The organism is Actinoplanes hulinensis (genome assembly GCF_019429605.1).
GTDB lineage: Bacteria > Actinomycetota > Actinomycetes > Mycobacteriales > Micromonosporaceae > Actinoplanes > Actinoplanes campanulatus.
In genome coordinates this window covers 266,904-289,387 of sequence record NZ_JAHXZI010000006.1, presented here as the reverse complement: position 1 = coordinate 289,387, position 22,484 = coordinate 266,904, and the positions used below count along the sequence as shown (strand labels likewise).

The following is a 22,484-nucleotide window of genomic DNA, read 5'->3' as shown; positions in this document are numbered from 1 at the left end:
GCCTGGTCAGTCCAGCGGCAGACCGTTCTGCAGCAGCGTGAGGGCCTGTTCCACCCGCTGGAAGTCGGCCGGTTGAACCCCGTCGGTGTGGCCCGCCGGCAGCACCGACAGCATCGCCCCGACCGCGGCGCCGGCGGTCACCCGGGCGGCGAAGTCGTCGGCCGGGCGGCCGGTGCGCTCGGCGATCACCCCGGCCATGAGGTCGATGGCCTCGGTCATCTGCTGGAGCATGCGCATCCGCAACTCGGGCACGGTGAGCACCAGCCGCTGCCGGCGCCGCTCGAACTCCCACGCCGCCGGGCTCATGGCGTCGAACACCTCGCGCATGGCCCGCCGGATCGCCTCGATCGGCGGGCTCTCGGCGGGCTGGGCCCGGATCGCCCCGAGCAGCACCTCGTCGACGTCGTCGACCAGGACGACGTCCTCCTTCGTCGGAAAGTACCGGAAGAAGGTGCTGGGCGAGACCTCGGCCGCGTCCGCGATCTGGTCCACGGTGGTCGCCGCGTACCCCCGCTCCTCGAACAACCGCAGGGCGTGGTCGCGGATCGCGGCCCGGGTCTTCGCCTTCTTGCGTTCACGGAGGCCGTTCGTCATATCCCGGATTCTGCCAGGACGGGCACGCGCGCCGTCCCCGCCGGGAGCAGCGCCAGCGCGAGCACCGCGCCCACCGCCGACACGGCCGCCGCCACGAACAGGGAGACGCCCATCCCGTCGGTGAAGGCAGCGCGCACCGCGTCGAGCAGCGCCGGATCGCCGAGCCGCCCGGCAACCGCGACTCCGGCGGTGGCACTGTCGCGGACCTCATCGGGCGCCGCCGCGGGCAGCGCGTCGCGGTAGGCGGTGTTCATCGCCATGCCGAGCACCGCCACGCCGATCGCGCTGCCGACCTGCCGCATCGACTGCACCATGGCGTTGCCCACGCCGCTGCGCTCGGGGGTGAGCGCGCCGAGGGCGGCGTTCATGGCCGGCGGCATGGTGAGGCCGAGACCCACACCGGCCGCGGTGACCCACACGCCGTACAGGGTGTAGCCGAGGACGGCGCCGCCCGCGAGGGCCACGGCGATCACCGCGAGCCCGGCGGCGATCAGGGTACGGGCGCCGAGTCGCGCCGTGAGCCGGTCGGCGGCCCGGGCACCGGCGATCAGGCCGCCGATCACCGGGAGCAGCCGCATGCCGGTGCCGAGCGCGTCGTGGCCGCCGACCGCCTGGAACAGCTGCGGCAACGCGAAGAGCAGCCCGAAGAAGGCGAATCCGGCGATCGTGGAGAGCACGGTGCCGCCGGTGAACGCGCGGTTGCGGAACAGTTCGAGTTCGATCAACGGGGCGGTCGCGCGCCGCTGCCAGAACACCAGCGCGCCGAGCGCGAGCACGCCGAAGGCGATGGTGAGCAGGGCGCGCGGGTCACTCCAGCCGCGTTCCCCGGCCTCGATGATGCCGTACGTCAGAGCGACCAGCCCGGACGCCGACAGCACCACGCCGAGCCAGTCGAAGCGGCGCTCCCGGTCGCCGTGCGACTCGGGCAGCAGGGTGGCCACGGCGACCAGCCCGAGGACAACGAGCGGCAGGTTGATCAGGAAGACCGAACCCCAGTGGAAGTTGTCGAGCAGCCAGCCGCCGAGCAGCGGTCCGAGCGGTACGCCGAGCGCGTTGGCGGTGACCCAGACGGACAGGGCACGGGGCCGCTCGTCCTCGCCGAACAGGACGGTGAGGACGGCGCCCATCAGGGCCAGGATCACCGCGGAGCCGAGCCCGAGGGCGGCGCGGGCGGCGATCAGCTGGCCGATGGTCTCGGCGTAGGCGCAGGCGGCCGACGCGGCGCCGAACAGGACCAGGGCGATCAGGAGCAGGCGCTTGCGGCCGTACCGGTCGCCGAGCATGCCGGCCGGGAGCAGCGCGGCGGCCAGGACCAGCAGGTACGACGTGGTGAACCACTGCAGGTCGGCGGTGGTTGCGCCGAGGTCGAGGGCCAGGGTGGGCAGCGCGACGCTGAGGACCGTGCTGTCCAGACCGATGGCCAGGGTGCAGAGGGCGAGGGCGATCAGCGCATACCAGCGCCGCATCGAAGTGGGGGTATCCATGAAATGACAGTAACTTCCAAAAACAAGTTACTGCCACTTGGTTTGGAGAGGGCGCGCCGCCCTGCGGGCAGTTGCGAGGTTGTGTCACGATCTTGGGCGGCGTTACACCAGGTGGAGGAGCTCCGATGAAGAAGGTTCTGGGCTGGATCCTGCTGTTCCTGCTCGTCTTCTGGATCGGCACCAACCCGGCCTCGGCCGCCGACGTGACCCGCAGCATCGGGCAGGGCATAGCCGACATCTTCACCAACATCGGCACGTTCTTCGTCGAGCTGACCAACGACTGACGTGCGCATCCTGTGCGTCGGCCTGGCCACGGTCGACCTCGTGCAGCGGGTCGCGCGGATGCCGGGCATCGACGAGAAGGTGCAGTCCGAGTCGGTGGACGTGGCGGCGGGCGGGCCGGCGGCCAACGCGGCGGTCACCGCGGCCGCCCTCGGGGCCGACGTCGCGCTGGTCACCGCGGTCGGCAGGCATCCGCTCGGTGACCTGGTGCGGGCTGATCTGGCCGCGCACGGGGTGACCCTGATCGACGCGGCGCCCGATACCGATCAGCCGCCGCCGGTCTCCGCCGTCACGGTGCTCGACGCGACCGGTGAGCGGACGATCGTCAGCCGCAACGCCGGGACGCGCGCGGTCGCCGTACCGGAGAGGGGTCTGCCGGACGCGGACCTGACGCTGGTCGACGGACATCATCCCGCGCTGGCGGTGGCCGCGGCCCGGTCGGCGCGGCGTCTGCTGGTCGACGCCGGAAGCTGGCGCCCGGTCTTCGCCGACGTCTTCCCGCACGCCGAGGTGGTGGCCTGCTCCGGCGACTTCCGCCATCCGGCGGCGGCCGGTCCGGGCGACGCGGCGATCGCGGCGGCCGTCGCCGCGCCACACGTGGTGATCACCCACGGTGACGCGTCGGTGAGCTGGTTCAGCGCGGGCTCATCGGGGCTCGTCCCGGTGCCGCTGGTCACGGCGGTCGACACCTCCGGCGCCGGCGACGCCTTCCACGGCGCGCTCGCCGTCACCCTCACCCAGAGCGACGATCTTCAAACCGCCATCGGGTACGCAGTGCGCGTCGCTGCCATCCGCGTAGCGCACGCCGGACCCCGCGCCTGGCTGGCCCACCTGCCGCTTCCCTGACCGGGCTGGCCCGCCGCTTCTCCGACCGGGCCGACCCGTCTCTTCTCTGACCGGCTGGCCCGCCTCTTCTCTGACCGGCCGGCCCGCCTCTTCTCTGACCGGCCGGCCCGCCTCTTCTCTGACCGGCTGGCCCGCCCGCCGGATCGGTCCGGCGGGCGGGACTCCCTCAGACCGTCTGCGCGAGCCGGTCGGCGAGCAGCTTGGCGAACCTGGCCGGGTCGTCCAGGTCGCCGCCCTCGGCCAGCAGCGCCGTCCCGTACAGCAACTCGGCGGTGTCCGGCAGGGCCGGGTCGTCGGCCTTGCGCTCGTGTGCCGACCGCAGCCCGGCGACCAGCGGATGGTTCGGGTTGAGCTCGAGGATCCGCTTCACTCGCGGCCCCTCCTGGCCCATCGCCCGGTACATCTTCTCCAGCGCCGGGGTGATGTCGTCGGCGTCGCTGACCAGGCAGGCGGCCGACGTGGTGAGCCGGTGCGACAGGCGCACCTCCTTGACCCGCTCGTCCAGTTTCTCGGTGAGGAACCCGAGCAGCGGCCCGAAGTCGCCCTCCGGCTGCTTCTCCTCCTCGTCCTTCTTGAGGTCGACGGTGCCCCGGGCGATGGACCGCAGCTTCTTGCCGTCGAACTCGGGCACCACGTCGACCCACACCTCGTCGACCGGGTCGGTGAGGATGAGCACCTCGTAGCCCTCCGCCTGGAAGGCCTCCATGTGCGGCGAGTTCTCCACCTGGGAGCGGCTCTCGCCGGTCAGGAAGTAGATCTCCTCCTGGCCCTCCTTCATCCGCTCCACGTAGGCGGCGAGGGTGGTCGGCTCGCTGCCGTGGGTGGTGGCGAACGACGCGATCTCCAGGATCGGCTTGTGGTTGTCCGGCTCGGCGAGCAGGCCCTCCTTGACGGCCCGGCCGAACTCGCGCCAGAACGTCGCGTACTTCTCCGGGCTGCTCGACATCAGGTCCTTGATCGTGGAGAGGACCTTCTTGACCAGGCGGCGCCGGATCATCTGGATGTGCCGGTCCTGCTGCAGGATCTCGCGGGAGATGTTCAGCGAGAGGTCGGCCGCGTCCACCACGCCCTTGACGAAGCGCAGGTAGTCGGGGATCAGCTCCTTGCTGTCGTCCATGATGAAGACGCGCTTGACATACAGCTGGAGGCCACGGCGGGCGTCCCGCTGGAACAGGTCGTGCGGGGCCCGCGCCGGGATGAAGAGCAGGGCCTCGTACTCGAAAGTGCCCTCCGCCTTCATGTTGATGATCTCGAGCGGGTCGGTCCAGTCGTGGCTGATGTGCCGGTAGAACTGGTGGTACTCCTCGTCGGTGACCTCGCTGCGCGGCCGGGCCCACAGCGCCTTCATCGAGTTGAGGGTCTCCCCCTCACCGTCAGCGGAGACCTTGCGGATCGGGAACGAGATGAAGTCCGAGTACCGCTTGACGATCTCCTTGATCTTCCACTCGTCGGTGTAGTCGTAGAGCGCGTCGTCCTCGTCCTTGGGACGCAGGTGCAGCGTGATCGTGGTGCCGACCGGCGCGTCCGGCGCGTCGTCGATCGTGAACGTGCCCTCGCCCGCCGACTCCCAGCGCGTGCCGTGGCCCTCGGTGCCGGCCTTGTGGGTCACCAGCGTGACCTTGTCGGCGACCATGAAGGTCGAGTAGAAGCCGACACCGAACTGGCCGATCAGCTCGGGGCTCTCCTTGGCCTCCTTGAGCTTGGTCAGCAGCTCCGCCGTACCCGATTTGGCGATCGTGCCGATCAGCTCGACGACCTCGTCGCGAGTCATGCCGATGCCGTTGTCCCGCACGGTCAGCGTCCGCGCCTCCGCGTCGACCCCGATCTCGATGTGCAGGTCGGAGGTATCCGCCTCGAGGCCGTCCTGCAACTTGGCCAGCCGCAGCTTGTCCAGCGCGTCCGACGCGTTCGAGATCAACTCGCGCAGGAAGATGTCCTTGTTCGAGTAGATCGAATGGACCATCAGCTGCAGTAGCTGGCGCGCCTCGGCCTGGAACTCCAACGTCTCCATCGTCACCCGTTTCCGTCATGTCCGGTGGTTCACCACGATCGTAGGACGACCGCCCGGCCGCCGATGCGGCCCGGGTCAGCTGACCCGGCGGATCGCTCCTTCGGGAGCCGCCGGGACCGCCTCGGGATGCAGGATCGCGGCGATCGCCTCGACGCCGTCGACCAGGCGCGGCCCTGGTCGGACCACCAGCCCGTCCCCGTCGATCGCCCACACCGCGGCCTTCGGGAAGTGCTCGATCACCGCCTCGGCCTGCCGGGCGGCACCGTCCAGGTGATAACCGCACGGCGTGACCAGCACGATCTCCGGCTCGGGCGCGGTCAGCTCGGCCCACGACACCTGCACCGACCGCTTCCCGGCCCGCGCCGCCACCGGCTCACCACCGGCCGCGACCACCAGATCCGGCACCCAGTGCCCCGCCGTGAACGGCGGATCCACCCACTCCACCACCGCGACCTTCGGTCGCCGCCTCCCGGCCACCGCGTCACTCACCCCGCGCAGCCTCTCCCGCAGGGCGCCGACCAGCTCCACACCCCTCTCCAACACGCCCGCCGCGTGCGCCACCTCGGAAAACGTGCCGAGGACCTCCTCCAGCGTGTAGGGGTCGAGCGACAGCACATCCGACCGGCAGCCCAGATGGCTCAGCGCCTGATCGACGTGCCCCGACGGCAGCGCGCAGACGCGGCACAGGTCCTGGGTGAGGATCAACTCCGGATCGAGCCCGGCCAGCGCGTCCGCGTGCAGTGTGTAGAGGTCACCGCCGGCCGACATCTGCGTGCGCACGTAGTCGTCGATCTCGGCCGGCGTCATGCCGCGGGTGTCCCGCCCACCGACCACGACCGCCTTCGTCTGCCGGGCGGACGCGGGCTCGTCGCACTCGAACGTCACCCCGACCAGATCGTCGCCCAGCCCCAGGGCATAGACGATCTCGGTCGCGGACGGGAGAAGGGAGACCAGTCGCATGCCGCCATGCTGCCGGATCCCGGCGGCGGCCGCATCGAACCACGGTAGGTAAGACTCCGGTATGACTTCGGGCCATCCGGTTACCACTGTGGGCCGATGTGCGCGCCGCGCGAACCAGCGACGCTGTACGCCATGACGACGGCACCGGCGACTCCCGACGACACGCTAGTCCTCGACTATCTGGCGGCCCTGTGGGCGGCGAGCGACGACCTTCCGCCGGAGACCCGCGACGACCTGATGGGCACCGTGTCCGGCTACATCGCGATGCGCCGCGACCTGGCCGGAAACCCGGCCCAGGCGCTGGGCCGGCTCGGCCCGCCGGAGCAGCTCGTCGCGGCCGTGCGCCGCAGCGGCACCCCCACCCACCTGCGCCTGCCGGTGCCACAGCCGGCGGTCCCGGCCGCACTGCCCGGAGCCGGGGGCTCCGAACGCGTCGCGGTGCGCCTGCTGATCGCCGGCCCGCTCCTGCTGCCGCTGATCAGCCAGGCCGCCGCGCTGCTGATCGCCAGTGTCTCCCCACGGTGGACCCCGGTGCAGAAGGCGGTCGCCTGGTTCCTGGTTACCGCCCCGGCCGTCGCCGCGCTCCTGCTGACCGCCGTGGCCGGCGCCCCGCTGCTGAGCGGTCTCGGCTTCCTGGCCGTCTACCTGGCCACCGGCACGGGTTCGGTCGCCGCCGGCCTCACCCTCCGTGCCGTCGACCGACCACACTGAGGCTCCCCGCGAAGGGTGCCGCCCGCCGAAACGACCGCCGCCACCCTGGCCCTGCGAAGACGCGCGGCCTTTCCGGCGAACGGCCGCCACCGACCGACCCGAGACCTCGCCCGCAGCGTCCCGCGACTACCGACGCGGTCGCCACCGCCCCGGCACAGGGCGACCATTGATCACGCCGGCGGCCACCGGCGGAGGTGCGCGGCTATCGGGAGGTGGTCGCTGCCGGTTCTGGGGAGGGTTCGGACCGAGGTGACCGTCAGCGAGCGCGCCAGGACCTGATCGATGCGGGCGACCGGGAAGGCGGCGGGCCAGGTGAAGGCGAAGTCCGACTCGGCGGTGCCGAGCAGGGAGGTGACCGGTTCGAGGCCCCGGTCCTTCGTGGTGGCGTTCAGGTCGCCGAGGAGGATCACCCGGTCGAGCGGCTCGGCGGCCAGGGCCGCGGCGAGACGGCGGGCGCTGTCGTCGCGGCGTTCCGCGTCGAGGCCGGTCGGGCCGGGCCGCACCGAGGGCAGGTGGGCGACGTAGACGGCGATGTCCCCGTGCGGCGTGCGGGCGACGGCACGCAGGCCGCGGTTCCAGTCGGCGCCCAGGGTCGCCGGGCGGATGTCGAGGGCGGCCGCTTCAACGAGCGGGTGCCGGGACCAGAGCGCGACCGTGCCGTGGACGCTGTGATGGGCGTAGCCGGCCGGGAATGCGGCCCGGTAGGCGGGCAGCGCCTCCGGCGTGACCTCTTCCAGGGCCACCAGGTCGGGGTCGGCTTCCAGGAGTGTGCGGACGGTTCCGGGCACGTCGGGGTTCTCGTCGCTGACGTTGTGCTGCACGGCGACCAGATCGGGCACGGGCTCCCGGGACGGGAGGAGGCGACCGCCGAAGAGGGCAAGCCAGGCTGTCAGCGGAAACAGCGCCGCGACCAGCGCGATCCCGGAGCGGCGCCACGCGGCCAGGGCGAGGATCGGCAGAACGCTCAGCCCCAGCCACGGCAGGAAGGTCGGCAGCAGGCTTCCGCCGGGCAGCACCGGGTGGGCGACCATCACGCCGGCGGTCAGGGCCCCGAGCGGAACGGCGGCGAACCATCCGAGCCGATCCCGCCCAGCGCCCCCGAACACTCGCACGCGGCGATGCTCGCACAGCCGATCAAGCCGGCCTCATCGCGCCGAGGCCGAAGAACGCCGATCAAGGCCGGCTGGCGCTGAGCGCTGTCTCGGCGGGCGTGAGACAGCGCTGACCCCGCTGGTCAATTGCCCCACTGCCATCCGCCGCCCGCGCCGCGCCACTTCGCGCCGCCGCCTGTCCGGCACGGCGGGCGCTCACGTCGCGCCGTCCGTGTGCCCGGCCCGCCGCTATGACCCGGGCGGGCGACCACGGGAACCGATACGTGTGCGCTGGTCGGCGCAAACGAGCCGGGGGAACGGACAGAGGACCAATCGACCAGCAGGGTCAGCGCTCAGAGCCGGCCGGGCTTTGCGTGTCGCTAGCAGCGCCGCTTCGCGATCGGGAAGCGGACGGTGTGCGTTGGGGGGCGGCTGGGCGGTGTCAGTGGAGGATCTCGTGGAGGACCTGGTCCCAGACGGCTCGGGGCGGGAACTCGTGGCCGACGCCGTCCAGCCACACCAGGCGGGCGTGGGGGATGCAGCGGGCCAGTTCCTCCGGGTGTTCGGCCGGGAAGCGGCGGTCGAGGGTGCCGTGCAGGACCACGGTTCGGGTCTCGATGGCGCCGAGCAGGTCGCGGACCGGGGGGCCGTAGCCGGCGAGGCGGTGGTTGAGGCGGGTGGCGGCCAGATCGGCGGAGCGGTCGAAGATGCGCTCGGCCAGGCGGCGCAACTGCGGCTCGTCGGGGGTGAACGGGCCGCCGTGGTCGCGCACCTCGGCGATCATGCGGGCGACCGCGGCCTTCCGGTTCGACCAGTCGGTCTCGTCGGTGATCGGGGCGGCTTCCACCGTACGGATGCCGGCCGTGACCCTGCCCGCGACGACCGTGACCGGACCGCCCACGGTGACCGGCGCGGCCTCCGATCCCGCCCCGCCGGCGCTGGTCGCCATGAGGGTGAGCGACAGCACCCGCTCGGGGTGATGGACCGCGATGCGCTGCGCGAGCGCGCCGCCGAGCGAGAAGCCGACCAGGTGCGCGGCCGGCACCCGAAGCGCGTCGAGCACGCCGACGGCGTCGTCCATGAGGTCGGCGCCCGAGTAGGCGGTCGCGCCGGCCGGGTAGGAGGTGGACCGACCGGTGTCCCGGTGGTCGTAGCGGATCACGAACCGGCCGCCGGCCGCGAGCCGACGGCAGAACTCGTCGTCCCACCAGTCCATCGGACTGGCATCCCCGGCCAGAAGCAGCAGCGGGGCATCGGTGGGCTCGCCGAAGGTCTCCACGCACACCTGGATGCCGTTGACCGGCACCATCGTCTCCGTCACCACGAATTCATTGTGGCCAGCCTCACTGACGACCACGTTACGCCGACATCACATCGGATGACGTGCTCGCTGAGAGGCTCCCGCAACGCCCGCATCGCACGATCGACATCCGCCGGGCCGGCGACCACGCCGCCATGGCAGAGATCGGGACCGGCGCCGGCAGGAGGGTCGGGAGCGAACAGCAAGAACCCCGCTCAGAGGCCGGATGCGGGTCCGCCAGAACGCCGCCCAAAGGCCGAAGCGGGGTCGGCAGGAGCACCAGATCAAGCGCCCGAAGCAAACCAGCGAGACCACTGTTCGAACGCCCGAAGAGGGACCGGCGGGAACACCGCTCGAACGCCCGAAGAGGGACCGGCGGGAACGCCGGCCGAAGGGCGGAGCGGGACAGGCACCGGCCGAGACCCGGGATTCCGGTGGAGGGAACGGCGCGGGAGCAGGACCGGCACCTGCGGAGATCCCGCCGCGGCAACAACGGGATCCGATCATTCGGAGAGGCCGCCGCGGCGCGAGGACGCCGCGGCGGCCGGTACGGCCTGTCAGCGAACAGTCGTGACAGCGGCGGCGGACCGTGCCTGTCCACGCACCACCCGCAGCGACACCGCGGTCAGGCCGAGCGCGAGGGCGAACAGGGACAGATGCAGCCACGGGTTGGCGATCGGCGTGAAGCCGATGACCGCGACCGGGATCTGGACCACGCCGATCAGTGCGGCGAGCAACCAGCGGCGGTCACCGGCCCAGAGCAGGGCGGTCCACACCGGCGCCGTGGCGACCAGCAGGGTGAGCCCGTCGAGCAGGGCGTGCAGGGCCGGGTTGTGCACAGCGGTGTGCGCGAACGCCTGGGCGGGTGAGGCGACCCAGAGACCGGCGAGAACGAGGGCGAGAACGACAGCGGCACGACGCATGGGATCCTCCAGCGCAATCAAACCGTTGCTCCGAGTAATCAAGGTAGCACCCGGAGGACGGCTCACGTCGATTCATTCGCCCACCCGTACCGTGACAGAGGGTTGTTGATCTCGACCGAAAGGCCCACTTTCCTACAGTGAGTGATCATGGCTAGCCTGCGTCAGTGCGTTTGATCGAACTTGCGATGGCCAGCGCCCTTACGGTGAGTATCGGCGGCGTTTCTTACGTTGCGGTGAACCCGGCGAAGCTCGAGGCACGTGCCCAGGTCGTCGCCGACCAGGCCACCTGCCGGACCGTGGAGACGGCGATCGTTGGCTACCTGATGAACAACGGGGTCGAGCCCACCTCGGTACGACAGCTCGAGGACTACGTGAGCGGGGACATCTCGCGGTACCGGATCACCGGGGGAAGGGCCGCGGGCCCCGGCTGCAAGGCATAGCGGAAGTTCACCGGAATGCAACACCAGGGCTCTCCGAAGAGCCCGAGGCAGGCACCCGATGATGCGTTTGCGCGGCACGCCACCCGAACCGCTGGACACGATCCCGTACCGGTCGGCGGCCCGCGGCGGCGGCACCGAGAGTCTCCCGCTCGCCGTCGAACGCCGCCGGGTGGACGCCCTGCCGGACGGCTGCGGGCCGGCAACCACGACGAGGTGACCGCGGCCGAGGTCGGCGCGTACGGACCGGAGGTGGCCCTGCTCGACGGCGGCCGCCGGGTCTTCGGCGGCCTGACCGTCGCCGGGGTGAGCGGCATCGCCGGCGACCCGGCCCGTCCGATGCGCCGCACCCCGGAGGACTTCGAGGCCACCGTCCGGGCCGCGGTGGCCGCCCCGCCGCCGGACGTGCTGCTGCTGCACGAGGGGCCGGCCGGCTCCGATCCGGAGCAGCGCGGCAACCCGGCGCTGCGTACGGCGCTGGAGCGCGGCGGCCCGTCCCTCACCGTCTGCGGTCACGTGCATTGGCACGACCCGCTGGCCACCCTGGGTGACGGTCACGTCCTCAACGTGGACGGCCGCGCCGTGGTCCTCACGGCTGGGCGCTGAGGAGCTGCCGCCGGATCGCCTCCGCCCCGGCCGGCTTGCCGGACGCCTCCAGCACGTCGGCGTAGACGACGTAGGCCTCCCCCAGCCGGTCGGCGAAGACGTCCGGGGACCGCTCGGCCAGGGACGTGTGGATCCGCACCGACTCGGCGGCCGCCGCCTCGGCGCCGAGCAGGTCGCGCCGCAGCTCCAGACAGATCCAGGCGTACATCGTCGAGGCCAGGCCCAGACCCTGGAGCACCGGCTCCTCGTGACGGGCGAGCCCGCGCAGCACCGTCCGGGCCTCCTTGCACACCGGCCGCGCCTCGGCGAACCGGCCGAGGTCGCACAGCGCGATGAGCAGGTGCATCAGCGCCCCACCGAATCCGGGCAGGTGTTTCTCCGGGTAGGCCCCGGCCAGCCGCCGGTAGACGTCCACCGCCTCCTCGGCACAGGCCAGCGCCTCGTCGGCGTGCCCGGCCTCGGACAGCCGGATCCCCCGGCTGCGCAGCGAGTCGGCAAGCCCCGGCAGGTTGGCCTCCCGGTTCGTCTCGGCCAGCCGCCGGTGCAGCGTGGCCGCCTCCTCCAACGCCGGCAGGGCCTCCTCGGTACGGCCGGTCGTGGCGAGCAGGCGGCCCAGGCTGCCCAGGGCGCCGGCCAGGCGGGGCTCGTGCACGGCCGGATCCTCCCCGGACAGCCGCCGCAGCAGCGTCACCGCCTCGGTCGCCGGTTCCACGGCCTCCGCCCGCCGGCCCAGGTTGGACAGGGCCATCCCGCGGTTGCACAGCGAGACGGCGACGTCGGGCAGGTGTGCCTCCGGGTGGTCCTCGGCCAGCCGCCGCCAGAGGGCGCTCGCCTCGTCGGTCGCCGCCAGCGCCTCCGCATGGCGGCGCAGGCCGGTGAGGGCCGCGCTCAGATTGGTCAGCGCCGCGGCGAAGTGCTCCCGGTGGAGGCCCTCGGGGCCCAGCTCGCGGTGCAGGGCGACGGACTCCTCGGCAGATACGACCGCCTCGCCGAACCGCCCGAGCTCGCTCAGCCGCAGACTGTGGTTGCCCAGGACACGGGCCAGGTCGGGCCGGTGCCGGGCCGGGTTCGTCGCGGCCAGTTCCCGGTAGAGGGCGACCGACTCCTCGGACGGCGGCAGCGCCTCCGCCCAGCGGCCGAGCTCGGCGAGCTTGACGGCGAGGTTGCTCTGCGCCGATGCCAGGTCTGGCCGGTAGCGGGAGGGGTTCGTCTCGGCCAGGCCGCGGTAGACGTCCGCCGACGCGACGGAGAAGGGCAGCGCCTCCGCGTGACGCCCGTTGTCCAGCAGGCGGTTCCCGAGATTCCCCAGCACCATGGCGAGGTCGGGCAGGTACCGGCCGGGATCCGTCTCGGTCAGCTCCCGTAGCAGGGCGGCGGACTCCCCGGTCAGGTCGAGGCCGCGCTGCCAGTGTCCGGTCTCGGCCAGGAAGGCGCCGTGGGTGTTCAGCGCGAGCGCCAGATCGTGCCGGTGCGCACCGGGGTCGGCGGCGGCGAGTCCGCGCAGCAGCTCCACCGCCTCGGCCGCGGGCGCCAGGCACTCCTCGCGCCGGTCCATGGCCGCCAAGCGGGCCGCCACGTCGGCCAGGTTCCCGGCCAGGGCGGGCAGGTGTGCGGCCGGGTCGGTCCCGGCCAGCCGGCGGCGGATCGCGACCGCCTCCTGTCCGAGGGCCAGCGCCTCGTCGCGGCGGCCCAGTTCGGAGAGGAACGTGCCCACGTTGTTGACGGCGATCGCCAGCTCCGGCAGGTACCTGCCGGGGTCCTGCCCGGCGAGCCGCCGGAGCAGGACCACCGCCGTCTCGCCCGCCCTGAGCGCCTCGGTCCAGCGGCCGGCGCGGGAGAGCCGGTACGCGTGATCGGCGTGCACGGCCGCCGTGGTCGCCGGATCGCCGGCCGCCCGCAGCCGGGGTCCGGTGAGCTGATCGCTGATCACGGCGGCCGCGACGTCCAGTTCGACGAACCGGCCCTCCGACATCGCCGCCTCTACCGAGGCGAGCACCCCGGGGTCGATCCCGGGCAGGGTGGCCAGCCGGATGAGGGTGGCGCCGCCCGCCTCGACCGCGACGCACGGGTCCCGGCGGATCAACGGGTACAGCACCTCTCCGGCGAGGTGCGGCCACCGGTGGGCGGCCTCGATCAGGACGGTCATCGCCGTCGCCGTCCATTCCGGGGCCTGTTCCGCGTGCGCGAGCAGGGCGGCCGGTGCGCTGAGCGGCCAGTCGTCGTAGGCGAACACGGTCGGCTCGTCGTGGCCCGGCGTGGACAGGGCGATCAGGTCCTCGCCGAGCCGGTCCGGGTGCAACGGTTCGAGCACCAGCCGACGGTCGGCCGGCGGATAGCAGGCCCGGTGGCCGTCGATGACACGGTCGGCGGCGGTGGTCCCGTCGGCGAGGCCGGCCGCGCTCAGGGCTCGCCGGGCGGTGTCGCGGGGTAGCGGCCCGGTCAGGGTCGCGGTGTACACGGCACGGTGCATGACCTCGCTCATGTTCCAGAACCGCTGTTCCCGGACCAGCAGGTACTCGGAGACCGCCCGCGGGCCGGCCGGCGCCTCGTCCCCGTGCCGCCGGGCCTCGACGGCCGCGAGCGCCGCCATGTGCACCGGCAGCACCTGCGCGAACCCCGGCCCGGACAGGTCGGGTACGGTCCAGTCCCCGTCCGGCACACCGAGGTCCGGAACGTCGAGTGCGGCGGCGAACCGGGCGGCCGCCACGGCGAACAGCGTCTCCCGGGCGGCGTCCAGCCCGCCCAGGAGGATCGGCTCGGCGTCGATGCCGTGATCGTTCTCGGCCCGTCCGGCGAGGCTCGGCCACCAGTAGCCGGCCGAACGGGCGAGCATCAGGACCCGTACGCGTGTCCCGGTCCTCGCGTGCAGCGCCCGCATCTGGCCGAGCAGCCCGAGCAGGTCCGCCATGGGCCACCGGTCGGCGTAGTCAACCACCGCGAGCAGGGCGCCGCTGTCCAGTTCGACCCGGTCCCCGGCGGCCGGCGCCGCACCGTGGGTGACCTGCCAGACCGTCCATCCGGCGCCGGCGCACCGGGCGGCGACCTCCGCGGCGAGCCGGCTCTTGCCCTGCCCACCGGCGGCGTGCACGAGCCGCGCCGAGACGGTCGCCGCGGACCCGGCCCAGGCGGCGAGTTCGTCCAGTTCGGCATCGCGCCCGGTGAACGGCACGACCCGGTGGCGGGCCGCCAGCAGCCGGCTCGGCCGCCGGCGGGCGTCCTCCCGGTCCAGCGGTACCGCGGCGACCTGGGCGGCCGTCACCCGGTAGGCCGGGCGGTCAGGGCTGATGGTGACGTCGCCGCCGACGTTCGCCACCTGGACGACGTCGCCGAAGACGACACTGCCGGTGACCGTCTGCCGGGTCTGCCGCCACGGCTTCCACCGGTTCGCGCCGCGCTGTTCCGCATCCATCGGAACATCGTGGACCGTGCCGCCGCTCGAAGAAATCACCCGGTGGTCGACGGCCCTGCACGGAAGCGGGATCTCAGCGGGCGAGGGCGTGCTCCCGCGTTCCGGACCAACGGCTGCGGGCCTGCTCCCGGACCCGGGACGCCCGGTACAACCAGACCACGTCGGTGCCGAACGACCAGGCCAGCGACACCACCGACACCACCAGGGCGGCCACCGCGAGCACCGGCGGCAGCACCCCGCTCGCCACGGCCACCAGCACGATGCCCTGCTCGGCGGCGACGACCTTGCGGCTGAATCGCGGCGGCAGGGGGGCGTTCAGCCAGGGCAGCGCCCACGACGCGGCGCCGAACAGGTAGCGGGCCAGACCGATGACCAGGGCGAGCCAGTGCTGGCCGGCGGCCACGTACACACTCAGGACCAGGGCCAGCGCCGAGTCGACCTCCATGTCGAAGCGGGCGCCCAGCGGGGTGGTGGTGCCGGTCCGCCGGGCGATCTGCCCGTCCAGCCCGTCCATCGCGAGGGCGACCCCGGCGACGCCTGCCAGCAGCCAGGCCGGGGCGCCCGAGCCGGCGGCCATGGCGGTGACCCCGCCGGCCAGGATCGCGCGACCGAACGTGACCGAGTTCGCCCATCCGAGGCCGGTCATCCCGGCGCGGCGCAGGCCGGCCGCGAGCAGACCGCAGAGCAGGAGGCCGTACAGCAGCCCGGCGAGCCATCCCCACCCGGTGAGGCCGACGGTGGCGGCGAGCACGGCGAGCAGGAGGACCTGCGCGGCGAACCCGGCCAGGGGCCGCAGTGTCGTACTGATCGTCACCATTCCTCCTGAACGACATAGGGTCAACCAGTGACACACCGACCGGGGGCTCCCGGTTCAACGGCACGTAAGGATGAGGCTCTTGACGGCTCGCGCGTTCTGGATGACTTCCCCGGGGATCGGGGAGATACGCACCGAACGGGTGCCCGATCCCGGCCCGGACGAGGTGCTCGTCCGGACTCTGCACTCCGGGGTGAGCCGGGGCACCGAGACGCTGGTGTTCCAGGGGCGGGTCCCGGAGAGCCAGTGGCCGTCGATGCGCGCCCCCTTCCAGGGTGGCGACTTCCCGGCCCCGGTCAAGTACGGCTACCTGAACGTGGGAGTCGTGGAGGCCGGCGTCCCGGAACTGATCGGGAAGACGGTGTTCTGCCTCTTCCCCCACCAGACCCGGTACGTGGTCCCGGCGACCGCGGTGACCGTGGTGCCGGACGGGGTGCCCGCGGCACGGGCCGTGCTGACCGGGACGGTGGAGACGGCGGTGAACGCGGTGTGGGACGCCGCCCCGCAGATCGGTGACCGGATCTCGGTGGTGGGCGGCGGCATGGTCGGCCTGTCGGTGGCCGCGGTGCTGGCCGGGATGCCGGGCACGGATGTCGAGCTCGTCGACGTACAAAATCGCGAAAACGAAGCGAAAAAGCTGAATGTCGGTTTCGCGCAGCCGGCCGCAGCGCAGACAGAGCGTGACATCGTCATTCACGCCAGCGCCACCGAACAGGGCCTCACCACGGCACTGGAACTGCTCGCCACCGAGGGCACGGTCGTCGAACTCTCCTGGTACGGCGACCGCCGCATCGCCGTACCCCTGGGTGAGTTCTTCCACTCCCGTCGCCTGACCATCCGCAGCAGCCAGGTCGGCGGCATCGCCCCGGCCCGCCGCCGCTCCTACGCGCAGCGTCTGGCCCTCGCCCTCGACCTGCTGAAAGACCCGCGCTTCGACGCCCTGATCAGCGGCCGCAGCGGTTTCGACGAGCTGCCCGGGGTGTTGCCGCGGATCGCCGACGGCTCACTGCCCGCGCTCTGTCACGTCATCGACCATCCGGCGAATTGATCTTTCCGGAACGGGTACCCGTACTACCTCACGAACCGCACCTGAGGAGTTGAGCCCTTGTTCAGCGTCACCGTCCGCGACCACATCATGATCGCGCACAGCTTCACCGGCGAGGTCTTCGGCCCGGCACAGCGCCTGCACGGCGCCACCTTCATCGTCGACGCCACCTTCCGCCGTCCCGACCTGGACGACGACAACATCGTCGTGGACATCGGCAAGGCGAGCGAGCAGCTGCACACCGTCTGTCACGGGCTCAGCTACCGCAACCTCGACGACGATCCGGAGTTCACCGGCATCAACACGTCCACCGAGTTCCTCGCCAAAGTCATCGCCGACCGGCTGGCCGTCCGCATCCACGCCGGCGAGTTCGGCCGCGGCGCGTCCGGCCTGACCGGCATCTCGATCACCCTGCACGAGTCGCACATCGCCTGGGCGACCTACGAGCGCACCCTGCGGTGATCCACACGCTGTTCGCGGTGCTGCCGGCGTCGATCGACGACCCGGCGGCGCCGTCCGGCGGCAACCGCTACGACCGCGAGGTGCTGCGCCGCCTCACCCTCCCCGGTGCTCCCTCCCCCGCCTCCGGCGATCAAACCCCTTTCGCGGTACGGGAGAAGCTCGTCCCCGGCGACTTTCCCCGTCCCAAACCGGCCGCGCGCCGGGCCCTGTCGGGGATCCTGGCCGACATCCCCGACGGCGCCACCGTCCTGCTCGACGGCCTGATCGCCTGCGGCGTCCCCGACCTGCTCGAACCGCACGCCACCCGCCTGCGCCTGGTTGTCCTCGTGCACCTGCCGCTCTGCGACGAGACCGGCCTCACCCCCGGGACCGCCGCCGACCTGCGCACCCGGGAACGCCGCGCCCTGCACCTGGCCGCCGCCGTCATCGCCACCAGCACTCCGGCCGCCCGCCGCGTCGAGGAACTCCACGACCTGACCGGCGTCCACGCCGTCCCACCCGGCGTCGACCCCGCTCCCCCGGCCGTCCCCTCCCCCACCGGCCACCGGCTGCTGATGGTCGCCTCGCTGACCCCGCGCAAGGGCTACCACCTGCTGCTCCAGGCCCTCCAGACCCTCACCGGCCTCCCGTGGACCTGCACGATCACCGGAGCGGGCCGCATCCTGGGCGAGTTCCCCACCCCCGCCACCCTCACCCTGACCCCACCCGCCGCCCTGAGCGCCACCCTCGACTCGAACGGCAACCTGCTCGGCCCGCGCAGAACACCCGGAACACCACTCCTCCCCAGCACCGGCGATCAGCCCGGGGCACCGGCGGCCGGGAAGTTCGGCGCGGATGGCCACGGGCCGTTCGGCGCCGCGGCCGGTGGACGGGCGGTCGAGGGCAGCTGGCGGATCAGCCGGCCGGAGCGGGACGGGCCGGTTCCGGACGAGGGCGGTGTGCGGTTCACCGGGCCGCTGGGCGGGGCCGCGCTCGACGCCGTCTACGCGGACGCGGATCTGTTCGTGCTGCCGTCGTACGCGGAGACGTACGGGATGGTGGTGACCGAAGCGCTCGCCCGCGGTCTGCCGGTGCTGGCGACGGACGTCGGCGGAGTCCCGGAGGCGCTCGGCGAAGCCGGCGGCGGCCGGCCCGGGAGGCTGATCCCGCCGGGCGACCGCGACGCCCTCGCCGGCGCCCTGCGCGAGTGGCTCACCGACCCCGCCCTGCGTGCCCGCTGGCGCGACCGGGCCCGCGCCCGCCGCGAGACCCTGACCGGTTGGGACGAGACCGCGAACCGCATCCGGGAGGTGCTGGATGCCCTCCCCTGACCCCACCCGGCCACTCCACCGCGCTCCCGAAGCGCCAACCCGCCCGCGCCGCCACGGAAACCTGACAGCCTGGAAAGACGCGCACCCCGAACCCGGCGTGTGCGTTCACCGCGGCTACCGGCCTGGTGCGGGCACACACGACGACGATCGTGAGTCGCGGGCGGCGCTCGCATGACGAAGCGCGCCGTCCCGAACTCATCCGGCTGGCTGTCAGTGCTGTCTCCCGGGCCGGGAGACAGCACTGACAGCCAGCCGGGACCTCGCCCGGACCGGGCGACCACGCCGAGGAGGCAGCGATGACGGAAGTGCACGGCAGGATCGAGACCGGGGACGGCCCGGCGGCGCCCGGCACGGCACTACCCGACCACATGGACGAGGAGATCGCCACGTTCAGCGAGACCGGGCCGTTCCGTGAAGGCGAACCGCTCACCGGGACGGGGACGTTCCGCGGGAGCGAGACGGCCGGCGGCATCGGCGCGCTCGGCGACGGCGAGGCGGCCGGTGGGATCGGACCACTCAGCGAAACCGGGCCGCTCCCTCAAAGCGAACCGCTCACCGGGGCGGGGACGCCCGGCGAGAGCGAGACGGCTGGGGGAATCGGCCCGTTCAGCGAAACCGGGCCGCTCAACCTGGGCGGGACGCTCAGCGGGACCGGGACTTCCGGGGACAGCGGGAGCGCCGGCGGGATCAGGACCGGCGGCGAGAGCGGGATCGGGACGCTCAGTGAGGGTGGGCCGATCAGCGGGGCCGGGCCGCGCGCCGCGGCGCACGAGCGGGCCGCGACGATCAGCGGTGACGGCGAGGGCGACTTCAGCGCGGCCTGGCTGGCGCTGCGCGAGCCCGCCGACGCGGCCGCCCGGGCCGCCGAGCTGATCGGGGAACTGCCCGGACCGGTACGGACGGTGCGCGACCTGGGCTGCGGGACCGGCTCGCTGGGCCGGTGGCTGTCCCCGCGGCTGCCGCTGCCCCAGCACTGGATCATGACGGACCGGGACCCGGCGCTGCTGCTGCGGGCCGCCGGGGACATGCCCGAGGGGGTGACCGTCAGCACCCAGCGCCGTGACGTGACCGAGCTGACCGCCGCGGACCTGGCCGGCACCGACCTGGTGACGTGTTCGGCGTTGCTGGACCTGCTGACCGCCGCGGAGGTGGAGCGGCTGGCCGCGGTGTGCGCCGAGGCGAGGGTGGCGGCGCTGTTCACGCTGTCGGTGACCGGTGAGGTGCGGCTCGCGCCGGACGACCCGCTCGACGCGGAGATCGAGGCGGCGTTCAACGAGCACCAGCGGCGCGCCGAGGGTGGCCGACGGCTGCTCGGGCCGGACGCCCCGGAGGTGGCGGTCGCGGCGTTCGAGAAGGCGGGCGCCCGGGTGATCGTCCGGCCGAGCCCGTGGCGGCTGGGTCCGGCGCTGCCCGCGCTGACCGCCGAGTGGCTGCGCGGCTGGGTGGCGGCGGCCCTCGAGGAGCGGCCCGATCTGGCGGTCGGCGACTACGTGGAACGGCGTCTGGCGTCGCTACCGCACGCGTCCGTGGGACACCAGGATGTTTTAGCGATCTTCAGCTGAACCTTAAGCCGCCGGTCGGGCGTACTAGTCCTCGAAGGCTACGAGGGGACGATGGACGTGACGCGATCGATCTGGACCTGGCTGAAACTGCTGGGCGGTGCCGGGATCCTGGCACTGGTCCTGTGGCGGTTCGGGACCGGCGCGTTCCTGGACGGATTGCGTGTGCTCGACACGGGCGCGCTGGTGGCGGCGCTGGGCATCGGCGCGGCGACCACGGTGCTGACCGCGTGGCGGTGGTGTGTGGTGGCGCGTGCCCTGGGCATGCGGCTGTCGCTGAAGGACGCGACCGCCGACTACTACCAGGCGCTGTTCCTCAACGCCGCGCTGCCGGGCGGGATCCTCGGCGACGTGGGCCGGGCGGTCCGGCACGGCCGGGACGAGGGTGACCTGGGCCGCGGCGTCCGGGCGGTGGTCCTGGAACGGATCGCGGGGCAGGTCGTGCTGCTGGTGGTCGGCGCCGCGGTGCTCGTCTCCGTACCATCGCCGGTCTTGACCCTGATGAAGGGGAACGTGGCGCGGGTGGCCGCGGTGAGCGTGGGTGTCGCGCTGGCCGGCGTTCTGATCGTCGCCGGCCTGCGGCGGCTGCGGCGCGGGCGTTCCCGGGCGGCCGGCGCGGCCCGGACCGGGATGGCCGAGATCCGCGTGGGTCTGCTGTCGCGGCGCAACGGGCCCGCGGTGCTGCTGGCGTCGGCCGCGGCGCTGGCCGGGCACCTGGCGATGTTCATGGTGGCGGCGCGGGCCGCGGGCAGCTCGGCGTCGCTGCTGGAACTGGCCCCGCTGCTGCTGCTCGCCTTGCTGGCGATGGGCCTGCCGGTCAACGTCGGCGGCTGGGGTCCCCGGGAGGGGATCATGGCGTGGGCGTTCGGCGCGGCCGGGCTGAGCGCGGCGCAGGGTCTGACGATCGCGGTGGCCTACGGCATCCTGGCGTTCGTGGCGGCGGCGCCCGGCGCGGTGATCCTGGTGCTGCGCCTGGTGGCGCGCCGTCGCGAGCAGCCGATGGCCGCCACGGCTCTCGCGCTCCCGGTCGTTCCGGCGCCGGCCATGGCGCCGCTCCCGGTCATCGTGCCGCTTCCGGCCGATCGTGGCCGGCGAGTTCCGGTACGGGTGGGGGCGCGCCCCGCCTACTCCGGCGGGGTCGCGGCTTGATCTCAGGGTCGGCCGAACCGCTCGGACAGCGCGTAGCGCAGCAGCACCACGTCACCCATCGGGCGGACCTCGGCGAGAGTGGCCCGGTTGCCGGAGCTCCACGGGAAGTCGCCGTCGTAGACGAACCGCGGCGCCCGCGAGTCGCCGACGAAGAACGGGGCCACCACCAGCTGCAACTCGTCGGCGAGCCCGGCGGCGAGGAACTGGGTGTGCATGTGGCCGCCGCCCTCCACCATGAGGCGGCGGATCCCGCGCGCGCCGAGGTCGGCCGAGACGCGGCGGACGTCCACCGGGTCGCCGCCGTCGACCACGGTGGCCCGGTCGTCCAGCAGCTTCCGGGCCTCGTCCACGGTCGACGTGGCGCAGTAGACCAGCTTGGCGGACTCCCCCGTGGTGAAGAACGACGCCCCCGGGTCGAGGTGGCAGCTACCGGTTACGGTGACCTTCACCGGGTCCGGATCTTCGCCGCGGGCGATCCGCTCGGCCCGGCGGGTCGCCGAGCGCACCAGCAGCCGCGGATTGTCCTGGCGGATCGTGCCGGCGCCGACCAGGATCGCGTCGCACTGGGCGCGGACCTCGTCGACCCGGTCGAAATCCGCGTCGTTCGAGAGGAGCAGCCGCTCCTGGGTCGTGTCGTCGACGTAACCGTCGATGGACATGCCACAGCTCAGCAAGGTGTAAGGATGCTCAGCCACCGATGACGCCTCCCGGGATTGTTCCTCACCATAATCCGCTGTGTGCGAGGGCCGATCTTCGGGCAGTGCATCTGACGTCGCCGAGCAAGACGGGAACCAACGAGGAGGACCGATGTTCGAGGCCACGGCCATGCATATGACGGTTGCCAAGGCGAGCATTCGCCGTCAGGTCACCGTGCCGCTGCGTTTCCCCGACGGCTACGCGACGACGGCCCGGGTGATGACCTTCGACGGGCTGGACGACGGCAAGGAACATCTCGCGCTCGGCCTCGGCGACTGGCAACGGGCCCTGACCAAGTCGGCGGCCGGTGGACGTGCCCCACTGGTCCGGCCGCACAGCGAGTGCCTCACCGGCGACGTCTTCGGCAGCCAGCGCTGCGACTGCGGTCCGCAGCTGCGCGAGGCCGTCGAACGGATCGCCGAGCAGGGCGGTTTCCTGCTCTACCTGCGCCAGGAGGGCCGGGGCATCGGCCTGTACGCGAAACTCGACGCGTACGCGCTCCAGGACGACGGCCTCGACACCTACCAGGCGAACGTGGCGCTGGGGCGGGGCGAGGACGAGCGCGACTACACGGCGGCCGCGCAGATGCTGCTCGCCCTCGGTGTCGACCGGGTGCGGCTGCTCAGCAACAACCCGGACAAGGCCGGCCAGCTGGCCGACCTGGGGATCGACGTCACTCAGCGGATCCCGACCGGGGTGCACCTGTCCGCGGCCAACGTCCGCTACCTGAGCGTCAAGGCGTCGCACACCGCCCACACCATCGATCTGCCCCTGGCCGAGTGACGTTCGGCGCCT

The 22,484-nt window shown here is 72.8% G+C and carries 22 protein-coding genes; 12 read left to right on the top strand and 10 right to left on the bottom strand.

Features of this window, described 5'->3' with window-relative positions; translation table 11 throughout:
- Positions 1 to 6 precede the first annotated feature (6 nt).
- Entirely contained in the window at positions 7 to 594 is a 588-nt protein-coding gene (locus KZ829_RS13720; protein ID WP_220144252.1) for an acyl-CoA-like ligand-binding transcription factor, read from the bottom strand.
- Positions 591 to 2,078, bottom strand: coding sequence for a DHA2 family efflux MFS transporter permease subunit (locus KZ829_RS13715; protein ID WP_220144251.1), 1,488 nt, complete (start codon positions 2,076 to 2,078; stop codon positions 591 to 593). The genes KZ829_RS13720 and KZ829_RS13715 overlap by 4 nt, the downstream gene beginning before the upstream one ends.
- A gap of 125 nt (positions 2,079 to 2,203) precedes the next feature.
- Here KZ829_RS13715 and KZ829_RS13710 point away from each other — a divergent pair, with 125 nt between their 5' ends.
- Both KZ829_RS13710 and KZ829_RS13705 read left to right on the top strand, forming a co-directional pair.
- Complete coding sequence (locus tag KZ829_RS13710; RefSeq protein ID WP_220144250.1) at positions 2,204 to 2,362, top strand: hypothetical protein; 159 nt, start codon at positions 2,204 to 2,206, stop codon at positions 2,360 to 2,362.
- 1 nt (position 2,363) lies between these two features.
- Entirely contained in the window at positions 2,364 to 3,206 is an 843-nt protein-coding gene (locus KZ829_RS13705; protein ID WP_220144249.1) for a carbohydrate kinase family protein, read from the top strand.
- A 166-nt stretch (positions 3,207 to 3,372) separates the two neighbouring features.
- On the opposite strand, the gene htpG is transcribed toward KZ829_RS13705, so the two are convergent.
- Together htpG and KZ829_RS13695 are read right to left on the bottom strand one after the other, a co-directional pair.
- The gene (htpG, locus tag KZ829_RS13700) at positions 3,373 to 5,223 is read right to left on the bottom strand and encodes a molecular chaperone HtpG (RefSeq protein WP_220144248.1); all 1,851 of its coding nucleotides are present in this window, start codon (positions 5,221 to 5,223) and stop codon (positions 3,373 to 3,375) included.
- A 69-nt stretch (positions 5,224 to 5,292) separates the two neighbouring features.
- Positions 5,293 to 6,177 carry an ABC transporter substrate-binding protein gene (locus KZ829_RS13695; protein WP_220144247.1) on the bottom strand — a complete coding sequence of 295 codons (885 nt, stop codon included), beginning with the start codon at positions 6,175 to 6,177 and terminating at the stop codon, positions 5,293 to 5,295.
- Positions 6,178 to 6,309: 132 nt separating this feature from the next.
- On the opposite strand from KZ829_RS13695, the gene KZ829_RS13690 reads away from it, so the two are divergent.
- Positions 6,310 to 6,888 (top strand): HAAS signaling domain-containing protein, encoded by a 579-nt coding sequence (locus KZ829_RS13690; RefSeq protein ID WP_220144246.1) that lies wholly within the window; start codon positions 6,310 to 6,312, stop codon positions 6,886 to 6,888.
- Between the two features lie 170 nt (positions 6,889 to 7,058).
- Here the strand turns inward: KZ829_RS13690 and KZ829_RS13685 are convergent, their stop codons facing one another.
- The 3 genes from KZ829_RS13685 to KZ829_RS13675 form a co-directional block, all read right to left on the bottom strand.
- Positions 7,059 to 8,000 carry an endonuclease/exonuclease/phosphatase family protein gene (locus KZ829_RS13685; RefSeq protein WP_308285467.1) on the bottom strand — a complete coding sequence of 314 codons (942 nt, stop codon included), beginning with the start codon at positions 7,998 to 8,000 and terminating at the stop codon, positions 7,059 to 7,061.
- Between the two features lie 421 nt (positions 8,001 to 8,421).
- Complete coding sequence (locus KZ829_RS13680) at positions 8,422 to 9,303, bottom strand: alpha/beta fold hydrolase (RefSeq protein ID WP_308285466.1); 882 nt, start codon at positions 9,301 to 9,303, stop codon at positions 8,422 to 8,424.
- A 533-nt stretch (positions 9,304 to 9,836) separates the two neighbouring features.
- Positions 9,837 to 10,202 carry a hypothetical protein gene (locus KZ829_RS13675; protein WP_220144245.1) on the bottom strand — a complete coding sequence of 122 codons (366 nt, stop codon included), beginning with the start codon at positions 10,200 to 10,202 and terminating at the stop codon, positions 9,837 to 9,839.
- A gap of 164 nt (positions 10,203 to 10,366) precedes the next feature.
- Between KZ829_RS13675 and KZ829_RS13670 the strand changes: the two genes are divergently transcribed.
- From KZ829_RS13670 to KZ829_RS13660, 3 genes are read left to right on the top strand one after another with little or no spacing between them, the layout of a single operon-like run.
- The gene (locus KZ829_RS13670) at positions 10,367 to 10,642 is read left to right on the top strand and encodes a hypothetical protein (RefSeq protein WP_220144244.1); all 276 of its coding nucleotides are present in this window, start codon (positions 10,367 to 10,369) and stop codon (positions 10,640 to 10,642) included.
- 58 nt (positions 10,643 to 10,700) lie between these two features.
- Positions 10,701 to 10,859, top strand: a complete 159-nt coding sequence (locus KZ829_RS13665; RefSeq protein ID WP_220144243.1) for a hypothetical protein — start codon at positions 10,701 to 10,703, stop codon at positions 10,857 to 10,859.
- Positions 10,856 to 11,245, top strand: coding sequence for a metallophosphoesterase family protein (locus KZ829_RS13660; RefSeq protein ID WP_220144242.1), 390 nt, complete (start codon positions 10,856 to 10,858; stop codon positions 11,243 to 11,245). The genes KZ829_RS13665 and KZ829_RS13660 overlap by 4 nt, the downstream gene beginning before the upstream one ends.
- On the opposite strand, the gene KZ829_RS13655 is transcribed toward KZ829_RS13660, so the two are convergent.
- Positions 11,229 to 14,654 carry a tetratricopeptide repeat protein gene (locus tag KZ829_RS13655; RefSeq protein WP_220144241.1) on the bottom strand — a complete coding sequence of 1,142 codons (3,426 nt, stop codon included), beginning with the start codon at positions 14,652 to 14,654 and terminating at the stop codon, positions 11,229 to 11,231. The genes KZ829_RS13660 and KZ829_RS13655 overlap by 17 nt on opposite strands.
- 73 nt (positions 14,655 to 14,727) lie before the next feature.
- Positions 14,728 to 15,471, bottom strand: coding sequence for a CDP-alcohol phosphatidyltransferase family protein (locus KZ829_RS13650; RefSeq protein ID WP_220144240.1), 744 nt, complete (start codon positions 15,469 to 15,471; stop codon positions 14,728 to 14,730).
- A 70-nt stretch (positions 15,472 to 15,541) separates the two neighbouring features.
- Here KZ829_RS13650 and KZ829_RS13645 point away from each other — a divergent pair, with 70 nt between their 5' ends.
- From KZ829_RS13645 to KZ829_RS13625, 5 genes are all read left to right on the top strand, one after another.
- A complete protein-coding gene (locus tag KZ829_RS13645; RefSeq protein WP_220144239.1) occupies positions 15,542 to 16,516 on the top strand; it encodes a zinc-dependent alcohol dehydrogenase in 975 nt (324 codons plus the stop codon).
- A 57-nt stretch (positions 16,517 to 16,573) separates the two neighbouring features.
- A complete protein-coding gene (locus KZ829_RS13640) occupies positions 16,574 to 16,975 on the top strand; it encodes a 6-pyruvoyl trahydropterin synthase family protein (RefSeq protein WP_183222244.1) in 402 nt (133 codons plus the stop codon).
- Positions 16,972 to 18,285 (top strand): glycosyltransferase family 4 protein, encoded by a 1,314-nt coding sequence (locus tag KZ829_RS42905; RefSeq protein ID WP_308285465.1) that lies wholly within the window; start codon positions 16,972 to 16,974, stop codon positions 18,283 to 18,285. The genes KZ829_RS13640 and KZ829_RS42905 overlap by 4 nt, the downstream gene beginning before the upstream one ends.
- A gap of 785 nt (positions 18,286 to 19,070) precedes the next feature.
- Entirely contained in the window at positions 19,071 to 19,847 is a 777-nt protein-coding gene (locus tag KZ829_RS42900) for a class I SAM-dependent methyltransferase (protein ID WP_308285477.1), read from the top strand.
- A gap of 57 nt (positions 19,848 to 19,904) precedes the next feature.
- A complete protein-coding gene (locus tag KZ829_RS13625; protein WP_308285464.1) occupies positions 19,905 to 20,993 on the top strand; it encodes a lysylphosphatidylglycerol synthase transmembrane domain-containing protein in 1,089 nt (362 codons plus the stop codon).
- A 2-nt stretch (positions 20,994 to 20,995) separates the two neighbouring features.
- Here KZ829_RS13625 and KZ829_RS13620 read toward each other — a convergent pair whose 3' ends face one another.
- Positions 20,996 to 21,688, bottom strand: a complete 693-nt coding sequence (locus KZ829_RS13620) for a RibD family protein (RefSeq protein WP_220144237.1) — start codon at positions 21,686 to 21,688, stop codon at positions 20,996 to 20,998.
- A 130-nt stretch (positions 21,689 to 21,818) separates the two neighbouring features.
- Between KZ829_RS13620 and KZ829_RS13615 the strand changes: the two genes are divergently transcribed.
- Positions 21,819 to 22,472 carry a GTP cyclohydrolase II gene (locus tag KZ829_RS13615; protein WP_183222359.1) on the top strand — a complete coding sequence of 218 codons (654 nt, stop codon included), beginning with the start codon at positions 21,819 to 21,821 and terminating at the stop codon, positions 22,470 to 22,472.
- Positions 22,473 to 22,484 lie beyond the last annotated feature (12 nt).

What these genes read in the sequence shown, in the direction of transcription:
- KZ829_RS13720 (WP_220144252.1), bottom strand. Translation starts at nt 594, where the DNA reads ATGACGAACGGCCTCCGTGAACGCAAGAAGGCGAAGACCCGGGCCGCG.
- KZ829_RS13715 (WP_220144251.1), bottom strand. Translation starts at nt 2,078, where the DNA reads ATGGATACCCCCACTTCGATGCGGCGCTGGTATGCGCTGATCGCCCTC.
- KZ829_RS13710 (WP_220144250.1), top strand. Translation starts at nt 2,204, where the DNA reads ATGAAGAAGGTTCTGGGCTGGATCCTGCTGTTCCTGCTCGTCTTCTGG.
- KZ829_RS13695 (WP_220144247.1), bottom strand. Translation starts at nt 6,177, where the DNA reads ATGCGACTGGTCTCCCTTCTCCCGTCCGCGACCGAGATCGTCTATGCC.
- KZ829_RS13690 (WP_220144246.1), top strand. Translation starts at nt 6,310, where the DNA reads ATGACGACGGCACCGGCGACTCCCGACGACACGCTAGTCCTCGACTAT.
- KZ829_RS13675 (WP_220144245.1), bottom strand. Translation starts at nt 10,202, where the DNA reads ATGCGTCGTGCCGCTGTCGTTCTCGCCCTCGTTCTCGCCGGTCTCTGG.
- KZ829_RS13665 (WP_220144243.1), top strand. Translation starts at nt 10,701, where the DNA reads ATGATGCGTTTGCGCGGCACGCCACCCGAACCGCTGGACACGATCCCG.
- KZ829_RS13655 (WP_220144241.1), bottom strand. Translation starts at nt 14,654, where the DNA reads ATGGATGCGGAACAGCGCGGCGCGAACCGGTGGAAGCCGTGGCGGCAG.
- KZ829_RS13650 (WP_220144240.1), bottom strand. Translation starts at nt 15,471, where the DNA reads ATGGTGACGATCAGTACGACACTGCGGCCCCTGGCCGGGTTCGCCGCG.
- KZ829_RS13645 (WP_220144239.1), top strand. Translation starts at nt 15,542, where the DNA reads ATGAGGCTCTTGACGGCTCGCGCGTTCTGGATGACTTCCCCGGGGATC.
- KZ829_RS13615 (WP_183222359.1), top strand. Translation starts at nt 21,819, where the DNA reads ATGCATATGACGGTTGCCAAGGCGAGCATTCGCCGTCAGGTCACCGTG.